At 43.5% G+C, this 9,217-nt stretch carries 9 protein-coding genes; 8 read left to right on the forward strand and 1 reads right to left on the reverse strand.

Going from position 1 to position 9,217, the window contains the following annotated elements; all coding sequences use genetic code 11:
• Positions 1–441 precede the first annotated feature (441 nt).
• The gene (locus V3S16_RS03770) at positions 442–1,062 is read right to left on the reverse strand and encodes a molybdenum cofactor guanylyltransferase (RefSeq protein ID WP_413883349.1); all 621 of its coding nucleotides are present in this window, start codon (positions 1,060–1,062) and stop codon (positions 442–444) included.
• A 455-nt stretch (positions 1,063–1,517) separates the two neighbouring features.
• On the opposite strand from V3S16_RS03770, the gene V3S16_RS03775 reads away from it, so the two are divergent.
• From V3S16_RS03775 to V3S16_RS03810, 8 genes are all read left to right on the forward strand, one after another.
• Positions 1,518–2,024, forward strand: a complete 507-nt coding sequence (locus V3S16_RS03775) for a MogA/MoaB family molybdenum cofactor biosynthesis protein (RefSeq protein WP_413883341.1) — start codon at positions 1,518–1,520, stop codon at positions 2,022–2,024.
• A 92-nt stretch (positions 2,025–2,116) separates the two neighbouring features.
• Complete coding sequence (locus tag V3S16_RS03780; RefSeq protein ID WP_413883342.1) at positions 2,117–3,826, forward strand: sigma-54 dependent transcriptional regulator; 1,710 nt, start codon at positions 2,117–2,119, stop codon at positions 3,824–3,826.
• Positions 3,827–4,313: 487 nt separating this feature from the next.
• Positions 4,314–4,823: a ubiquinol-cytochrome c reductase iron-sulfur subunit gene (locus V3S16_RS03785; RefSeq protein ID WP_413883343.1), complete on the forward strand. Its 510-nt coding sequence runs from the start codon at positions 4,314–4,316 to the stop codon at positions 4,821–4,823.
• Positions 4,816–5,469, forward strand: a complete 654-nt coding sequence (locus tag V3S16_RS03790; protein ID WP_413883344.1) for a cytochrome b N-terminal domain-containing protein — start codon at positions 4,816–4,818, stop codon at positions 5,467–5,469. Before V3S16_RS03785 ends, V3S16_RS03790 begins: the two co-directional genes overlap by 8 nt.
• A 19-nt stretch (positions 5,470–5,488) precedes the next feature.
• Positions 5,489–5,905, forward strand: coding sequence for a hypothetical protein (locus V3S16_RS03795; protein WP_413883345.1), 417 nt, complete (start codon positions 5,489–5,491; stop codon positions 5,903–5,905).
• Positions 5,906–6,191: 286 nt separating this feature from the next.
• Complete coding sequence (locus V3S16_RS03800) at positions 6,192–7,190, forward strand: ethylbenzene dehydrogenase-related protein (RefSeq protein WP_413883346.1); 999 nt, start codon at positions 6,192–6,194, stop codon at positions 7,188–7,190.
• Positions 7,191–7,462: 272 nt separating this feature from the next.
• Positions 7,463–8,458, forward strand: coding sequence for an ethylbenzene dehydrogenase-related protein (locus V3S16_RS03805; RefSeq protein WP_413883347.1), 996 nt, complete (start codon positions 7,463–7,465; stop codon positions 8,456–8,458).
• A 175-nt stretch (positions 8,459–8,633) separates the two neighbouring features.
• A partial coding sequence (locus tag V3S16_RS03810) for a pirin family protein (protein WP_413883348.1) occupies positions 8,634–9,217 on the forward strand: 584 nt, incomplete at its 3' end.

Genomic DNA, 9,217 nt, shown 5'->3' on the forward strand with positions numbered 1-9,217 from the left:
CGTTCCCACCTTTCGGGCCAGTTCTTTTTGGGACAAACCGGCGTCTTTGCGCAGAGAGGCTAATTGCAAGGCCACATCCCAGGCCTGGCCGGCCTTTTTGAAGCGTTTTGCAAAATCAGAATCCTTCAACTGTTTTTCAAGATATTCATCGAAATTTGTTTGTTGGTTCATGCTTGAAACCTTCCCAACCAATCACGTTTTCTATCCAATGCAACCTTAAGATCGTCGAGAAAATCCCGCACAGGACATCGTCCTGAACTGGTTTCATAAAATTCTATAGTAAACTCCATAACAAATCAACATCAATATTGATGTATTGAAGCGGCAATAACCATTTTTGATTTCGTGGATAATCGTTTTCAAATCACTTCCAAAAACCTATTTAGCTTACCCAATGAGGCTCCTTCGGGGTATGGCAAATTTTCAAAAAGAGCTGATATGTTAAACAAATTCTTCATTAGAAATTCGGGATAGAATCTCTTCGGCTTTAGCCAGATCTTCGGGCGTATTAATGTTATAAAAAGATATCAAATCCGGGTCCTGTTTTCTTAAAACTTGTTCCGGTATTTTTTTAACGCGCAGCTTTTTAAAAATCCGGTCAATTTTAAGCTCTTTTTTTTCAAGCTGCCGAGTTGCGTGTTCAAGGCATCGCCTGGAATATACGGCACAGAGGGGTTGGAAACCCTCGGATGTTTCTGGAATCACAATGTCTATATGTGGAGCAATACCTGCAAGGATGGTTTCAATCAGGTTCTGCTTGATAAAAGGTGTGTCGCAAGCTGCGAAAAAGGCATAAGGCGTCGTCGTATAAAAAAGACCGGCATGTAGCCCGGTTAAAGAGCTTCGGAATGGAAAAAGGTCTGTTACAATAGTTAGGTCCCATTCTAAATATTGGACCGGGTCGTTGGTAACCAGAATAATGTCTTGAAACAAATTGCAGAAGACGTCATAGATGCTGTCAAAAATACGCTTACCGCCGATAGGCATCAGGGCCTTGTTGGCGCCGGAGAAACGGGTGTTTTTTCCGCCGGCCAGTATTATGCCGGTGCATAAGTTGTTCATAGCCACAAAAGCTCTCTTAGAACACGGTAATAAAATCGTGTTACGATTTTATGAAGATCCCGCAAGTAAACTTGCGGGATCTTCGCTTCGCTACGACAAGCTACCGTGTATTTCGTGGTGAAAAATTTTACCATATGAGGAAGGCGACTTTTTACGACTTCAGCAAAACTACAATAGAAAAAACATCAGGTAAAATCAAGGCAATTTCAGAGGTTTCCCGGCCGGCCGCATGCGCGTTGGTTGTAATTTATGGCAGAATGATATAAATCCTTGATATTAAGTCGCTGCGTAGTGTAAAAATATATTCTGACGAATATCTCGGGGGAGAAAGGGAATGGCCGATTCAGGCTGATTATGTCGGCGAGTTTGTCGAAACAAGGCGTTCTGAGACCGTAAATGTATGGCTGACAGAGCAGGATGGAGAGGACCGGGTTATCATAGAACAGGTATAAACGATGGGCACAAAAAAACACAGGGCCGGTGCGCCAAAGCAGGTGAAGATCGGAATAGTCACGGTCTCAAGCACCAGAACGCTGCAAAATGATAAAAGCGGTCTCTGGATAGGCAAGCGGGCTCGCAAGGAAAGGCACCAGGTTGTGTTGCACCAGGTTGTGCCCGACGATGCCGAAATCATTACCCAGACCGTCCTGGAGGCTGTTCGTGACTATAAACCAGAGGTTATTCTCCTGACGGGGGGTACGGGTGTCAGCAGCAAAGATGTTACCATCGAGGCTGTGCGCCCGCTGTTTACAAAGGAACTTACAGCGTTCGGGCCTCTGTTTGCCCAGCTTAGCTTTGAGGAGATCGATTCTGCCGCCTTGCTGTCCCGCGCCACGGCAGGAGTTTTTGAAAATACCATCCTGTTTTGCATACCCGGCAGCCTGAAAGCCTGCAAGCTGGCCTGCAAGGCGCTTATCTTTCCCGAGCTGGGGCATCTTGTAAAGCATATCCAAGAAACCTAACCCGAAGTTCTCATGAAGAATTGTTTATTTTGATAGTGTTAAAGGAGAGCATTCCAAAATTATAGCTGATCTGCCGGTTTAAGAGGGAAAAAATGGACAAGAGCATGAGAATTCTAATAATCGAAGATGAGGAGATCCTGCGGTTCTCTTTTAAGTCTCTCCTTGCCAAGGAAGGGTATGAAGTACAAACTGCTGAAGATTATAATTCCGCTTTTGAAATCATTTCCGATTTCGATCCGGATTTAATAATTGCCGACATTATTTTAGGGAAATATACTGGAATTGATATTCTTCGTGATGTCAAAAAAATGGGATTGCAAGCCCCGGTTGTTATGATTACCGGAAAGCCAAGTATCGAAACCGCATCAGAAGCTGTGCGTCTTGGGGCTTATGATTACCTGCCAAAACCAGTGGAAAAGGAAGATCTCTTAAAAATAGCCCAACAGGCCCTTCGATACAAAGCCATCCGGGACGAAAAGGACCGTGCTCAGGCTGAGAAAGAGAAGTACCGCTCCGATCTGGAAACCATATTCGCAAGTGTTCAGGAAGGCATCGTTACAGTTGACTCACAGATGAAGGTTATGAAAGCTAACACGGCCTTTGAGCGTATTTGTGGAATGCCCCAACAGGAAATGGTTGGCAGGCGGTTTGATAACCTGCCGAACAAATGCCTGCAACAATGTCGTAAAGTCCTGGAGGAAGCCCTGCAAACTCAAAAGGAGGTCAAAGCCTTTCGCATGGAATGCAAGCATAACGAACGAAACCAGCAAGTGGTTCTCACCAGTTCTCCTTTATGGGACCATACCAATACATTTGCCGGTGCAGTTCTGGTTGTCAGGGACATTACACGTGAACACGATTTGGAGCGCAAGTTAGCAGAGCAGAGTCAATTTCAGGAGATTATCGGAAAAAGTGAAACGATGAGAAAGCTGTATGCTTTGCTGGAGGATTTAGCCGCCTCGTCAACAACCGTCCTGATCACAGGCGAGAGCGGCACCGGCAAAGAACTGGCTGCCAATGCAATCCATCGCGGCGGAACGCGCGCTCCAAGACCCTTTGTCAAAGTGAATTGCAGTGCGCTTTCCGATTTTTTGCTGGAAAGCGAGTTGTTCGGTCATGTTAAAGGAGCATTTACCGGTGCGTTGCAGGACAAGCTGGGCCGTTTTGAAATGGCCGACGGCGGGAGCATTTTGCTTGATGAAATCGGTGACATCTCCCCTCGAATACAACATAAGCTGCTCAGAGTGCTTCAGGAAACAGAGTTTGAGCGGGTTGGAGATTCAATGCCGATCAAGGTGGATGTACGTATAATTGCCAGTACCAACCGGGATCTGAAAGAAATGGTCAGGTTGGGAAAGTTCCGCCAAGATCTGTATTACCGCCTAAAAGTTGTTGAAGTAAAACTCCCTCCCCTGCGTGAGCGGCTCGATGACATTCGACTGCTTTTAGATCACTTCTGTCTCCTATTCAACATGCGCTTTAATAAGGATATAGACGGTGTTACCGATGAAGCCTACAGGGTATTGTCAAGTTACCGCTGGCCGGGCAACGTCAGAGAGTTGGAGAATGCCATGGAGCATGCCTTTGTTCTGTGTCACGGCCGGGTTATTACGATTGATCACCTTCCCCCTGAAATTAAAACCCCTCAAGGATCACCCCAACCGGTTACTGAAAAAGATTCTGCCACAGACTTACAAAACATTCTGCGCGCATTAAAAGAGACCGGTGGGAACAAGGCCAAAGCCGCCCGTCTGTTGGGGATAAGCCGCCGAACTATCTATCGCAAGCTATCTCAGCTTTAAACAATAAAAACATCCATTTTCTGATTGTGACAAGCGCGCAAGTGTGACGTCACAAAAGTGTGACATGTCACACTTTCTGCCTGCTAAGATCTGGCCTCTTTGTTATCTCTCTGGTTACAACTATTTAAATTTACATCAATTTAATAATTATTCCGACAGTCTCAACTTTTTGGCATAGCTCTTGCTGTATGTCAGTACCAAGAAGTTGACAATAAGATTAGGTGCCATACAGAGGGACAGACATGCATCCAAATGATTCTGCTGCTCGGCAGCCTCGGACGAAGAAAGGTAAAAAGAAAAAATTGTGTCCCTTTCTGAGTTCACCTTTCGAAGATTGTTACGCGCTTGACATGGACAGTACCAAGATAGCCATGGTCGTTCACTATTGTCAGAATCATTTTGAAGAATGCGACATTTACAAAAGGATGTCTCAGCAGAAATAAGCGGGCAAGCATGTTTTTTTTACTAAGCGCAACAGGAGGTCGTAATGGATAAAGAATCCGATATAAATCGGAGAAAATTTATGGAGATCGGGATATTTGCCATCACCGGCACAATTGCGGCCGTAAGTACCACCGCCCTGGCACGTTTTGCAGTCGGGCCGTCCTTTGAAAAAGAGCAAGTAAAATGGATCGAAGTTGATCCCGAGGATGTTCAAGATGAAACTGATCACTTTGCAAGAGTAGTTTTGGAATATGAAACCAAAGACGGCTGGGTGCTTGACAATACCAGGGCCCTTGCATATGTCAAACGCATAAAAGAAAATGAAGTCATTGCGATTTCCGCAGTCTGCACACATTTGGGGTGCATTGTCACCTGGGTTGAAGATCAACAAATATTTCAATGTCCCTGTCACGACGGTAGATATGACGCCGATGGCATAGTAATCAGCGGCCCTCCGCCGCGCCCGTTAGAAAGACATAAAACAAAGGTTGAAGACGGTAAAATACTTTTAAGTACCGAGACGATACCCTACGGAGGTAATAAAAGTGTTTAAGCGTATTTACTTCTGGATTGATGAACGCCTGGATATCCATGACTATATCAAGAAAGATGTTCTGGATAAACCGATCCCCAAAGGTGTTAATCTCAGTTACTGTTTTGGCGGTATAACATTCTTTTTGTTTTTAATGCTTGCCGCTACAGGCTACTTCATGTCGATCTATTACGTCCCTTCTCCTTTGCAAGCCTATGACGTGGTTGATTATATGACCTATGAAGTTTCCCTTGGATATGTCATCAGAGGCGTTCATCACTGGGCGGCCAATCTGATGGTGGTAACAGTATTTTTGCATATGATCAGGGTGTACATTTACGGCGCCTATAAGAATCCGCGAGAAATCAATTGGATTACCGGTGTATTGCTTTTTTGTTTAGTTATGGCCTTTGGCTTTACCGGATATTTACTGCCGTGGGATCAGAAAGCTTATTGGGCCACAAGGGTCGGTACCAGCATGATGGGGACCGTCCCCGTAGTCGGTGAATATGCTTTAAAGGTGTTGCGTGGCGGATCAAAACTCGGCGCCCTGACATTGGTAAGGTTTTATGCCTTCCATGTTATTTTTCTACCCATAGTAACCGTGATCTTACTTATGGGGCATTTTCTCATGATCCGCAGACAGGGTATTTCAAAACCACTTTAAAAGGTGCAAAGAAAAAAATATGGAAACACAACCAAACAATGAGGAACTGGAACATTCGGACGAAACTTTTTATCCTTCTTTTCTTTTTAAAGAGATTGTCGTGATGACGCTGATCTTTATTCTGGTGGCGATTATTTTAGCTTTAGTTTTTCCCGTTGGACTTGAAGATCCGGCCGACCCGACCGACAATCTGTATATACCTAAGCCTGAGTGGTATTTCATGTCCTTGTACCAGCTTTTAAAATATTTTCCGGGAAAATGGGAGATAATCGCCACGGCCATCATACCCTCAGGCGGCATCATCGCACTTTTACTCTTGCCTTTTATTGATAAAAATCCGGAAAAAAGACCGACCAAAAGACCGATTGCAATGGTCGTAATGTTTTTATCCGTTGCCGCGATTATATTCTGGACAGTGGTGGGAATTTTGTCTTAACAGCAACGCAAGGAGGGATTGCACTAGAATCAGTAAAAAATACGCATGGCAAATATATCTATATTATCCTAATCGAGTCAAAGCTCGATTAGATGTCAGTTGTCAGTGGTTTTACAGGCTCAAAGGGCCTCTTCTGATAGTTCGCCTGTAGTTGAAATATAAACGCGCTTCTTGTTGTTTAGCAACGGACAAAGGACAAAGGACAACGGACACTCAATTGAGCATTTTCGCTCAATTAGGGTAGAATGTGTTTAAACAACAAATCAACAACCTTAAGGAGGTACAAATGAAGAAAACATTTTTTATTTTGGTACTTGTTCTAACAGTCGGCTCTTTAACGCTTTACAACGCATCAATTGCAGCGGCAAAAGCCTCAAAGGGAGACCTGGTATTAATTTCAAAAAAGGTAAAGTCTGCACCGGCAGATGCCGGCAGCTCTCAATGGAACAAGGCTAAGGAAGCCAAGATTATTGCGGTAGGAGCAGGAAACGTGGAAGGCAATATAATCCCCCTGAAGACAAAATCTGTCTACACAAAGGATGAAATATTCTTTCTATTTCAATGGTATGATTACAATAAAAGTATGGATAAGAATGAATGGAAATTTAAAGGGGGTAAATGGAACAAGACAAAGGCTAACGAAGACCGGTTAGGGGTAGTATGGGAAATAAACCGGGTGGACAAATTTGCTAACAAGGGATGCACTGTTCTTTGCCACAACGAATCCAAGAACGACAAAGAATGGTATTATTCGACCAGCTCTTCAAGAGAAAAAGCCGATCTCTGGCACTGGAAAGCTGTCAGGTCAAATCCCGTGGGGTATACCGAGGACGGCTTTGTAATTGATAATCCCAGCAAAGAGCCTGAAGCAGGCAGAAAGAGAGATGCCGGTTCAAAGACCACTAAGGCCAAGAACAACCGAACCAAAGATAAATCGGGCCCGGCATATATGCAGGATCCTTCTAAGCCGGCAACCATTCCAGGCTCCCTGCTTGTTGCACAGGCAGTTGAAATAAAGGGTTCTTCGACGTTCAAGGAGGGTGATGAGATCCCCGCGTATATGCTTTATCCCGTATGGAAAGACAGTTTTGCAGATATAAAAACAAAAGGTATCTGGAAAGACGGGCAGTGGACCGTCATGATGTCGAGAAAACTCAAAACCGGCCACGACGATGATGTTCAATTCAATACCAGAAAAAAATACCCTTTTGGTATTGCAATATTTGACAACTCAGGGGATCATGATAGCTACAATTCAGAGCCGCTGAAACTACAGTTTAAATAAAAACGGGCACTAATTTAAATGAAAGGAAATAGGGCCCGTTTTTAACGGACCCTGTTTCCTTTACATCCAAGCAGATTTTGGATATATTTGTTAATGCTACCGCGTCAGTTTTAATTGTAACCCCCCATCATTTGGGATTAATGGCCCTGCTTAACTATTTTTCACGGGGAAGTTAGCACTAATTTAAAAATAGAGCCTGAATTTTGATTTTCCTATCGATCGAGAGCATTCTCAAGTTTGTCAAATCAGCAAAAGATAAAAGGACGGTTAAAATGAAAAAAGGTTTTGCGGTATTTATGCTTTTTTTAATCGTTGGTTGCTTAATTGTCTTTAGTGTATCGGTCGCCGAGGCCATAGAGCACAGAGGGGATCAGGTGTTAATTTCCCAAAAGGTAAAAAAAGCACCGGTAGATGCAAGCAGCCCTCAATGGGGGGAGGCTAAAGAAGCAGTGTTTGTTCAAGAAGGGGCCGGAACGGTTGAAGGCATATGGTTTAAGTTAAAGGTAAAATCAGTTTACACCAAAGATAAAATTTTTTTCCTCTTAAAGTGGCCTGACAAGGATTTAACCTTGAACATAAATAGATGGAAATTTACGGGAGGCAAATGGACCAAGCTAAAGGGTGATGAAGACCGATTAGGAATGGTTTGGCCCATAACCAGGGTGGACCAATTCGCCAGCAAGGGTTGCACGGTCTTTTGCCATCATGATTCCAAGAACAAAAAAGAATGGTATTATTCAACAAACTCCTCCAACGAAAAAGCCGATCTTTGGCACTGGAAATCTGTCAGATCAAATCCCGTGGGTTATACCGAAGATGGCTTTGTAATCGATAATCCGAGCAGGGAGCCTGGAGCAGGAAAAAAAAGAGATGCCGGTTCAAAGACTAAGGCCAAGAGCAACTTGACCAAGGACAAATTAAAACCTTCCCATATGCAGGATCCCGCTAAACCTGCGTCAATTAAAGGTTCGCTTCTTGTTACCGAGGCGGTCGAGATAAAGGATTACTCGATATTCAAGGAAGGAGATGAAATCCCCGGTTACATGCTTTATCCCGTATGGAAGGACAGTTTTGCAGATGTTAAAGCAAAAGGTGTCTGGAAGGACGGCACATGGACCGTCATGATGTCGAGAAAACTCAAAACCGGCAACGTCGATGATGTTCAATTCAATACCAGAAGAAAATATCCCTTTGGCGTTGCCGTATTTGACAACGCCAGTAGACTCAATAGCCACAACTCAGAGCCGTTGAAACTACAGTTTAAATGAAGCTCCCCGCCGCAAGCGGAGTATTAAAAAAACAGACCTCCCCAAATTCAAGCTTTGCAAGCCACACCTTCTATGTTATTAATCCAATGGTGCCTTTGGCGCAGGAACAATACATCAATCACAATCAATATTATCTGCGTGGAAGGTTTAGACTACCGATTAAAGCAAAGAGTGGATGATGAAAGAATACAACAAAATAAATGCCGAAGACCTTCATTATTTGGAGGATAGTGATATGCATCCGGCCAATACATATTTTCATTTTTCGTTTGCCAATTATTATGATCCTAAAAATATGAATTTTGGAGTTTTAAGAGTAATAAATGATGATAATGTAAAGCCTAATAGCGGTTTTGGTACTCATCCTCACCGGGATATGGAAATTTTCAGTTATATAGTTGCCGGGAAACTTACACATCGTGACAGTGCTGGTAACCATGAAGTTCTTAGTCGTGGACATGTACAGTGTATTTCAGCTGGAACGGGCGTGACGCATTCTGAGCTTAATGAGCAGAATGATTGGTGCCGTTTTCTTCAAATATGGATTTTACCAGAGGCAAAAAATCTACCTGTTAGATATGATCTCCATAAATTTTCTTTCGAAGACAGAAAGAATAAATTATTACAAATTATATCCAGTTCAAATAACAAGAACCTGGCCCCACTTTATGTCTGTCAAGATATAAATGTGTATGTATCTGAACTAACAGTAAAAGATGAGAGTATATCCTTCATTCTAAACGAAGGCCGCCAGGCCTA

The sequence above is a fragment of the Candidatus Desulfatibia sp. genome (genome assembly GCF_036446775.1).
GTDB lineage: Bacteria > Desulfobacterota > Desulfobacteria > Desulfobacterales > UBA11574 > Desulfatibia_A.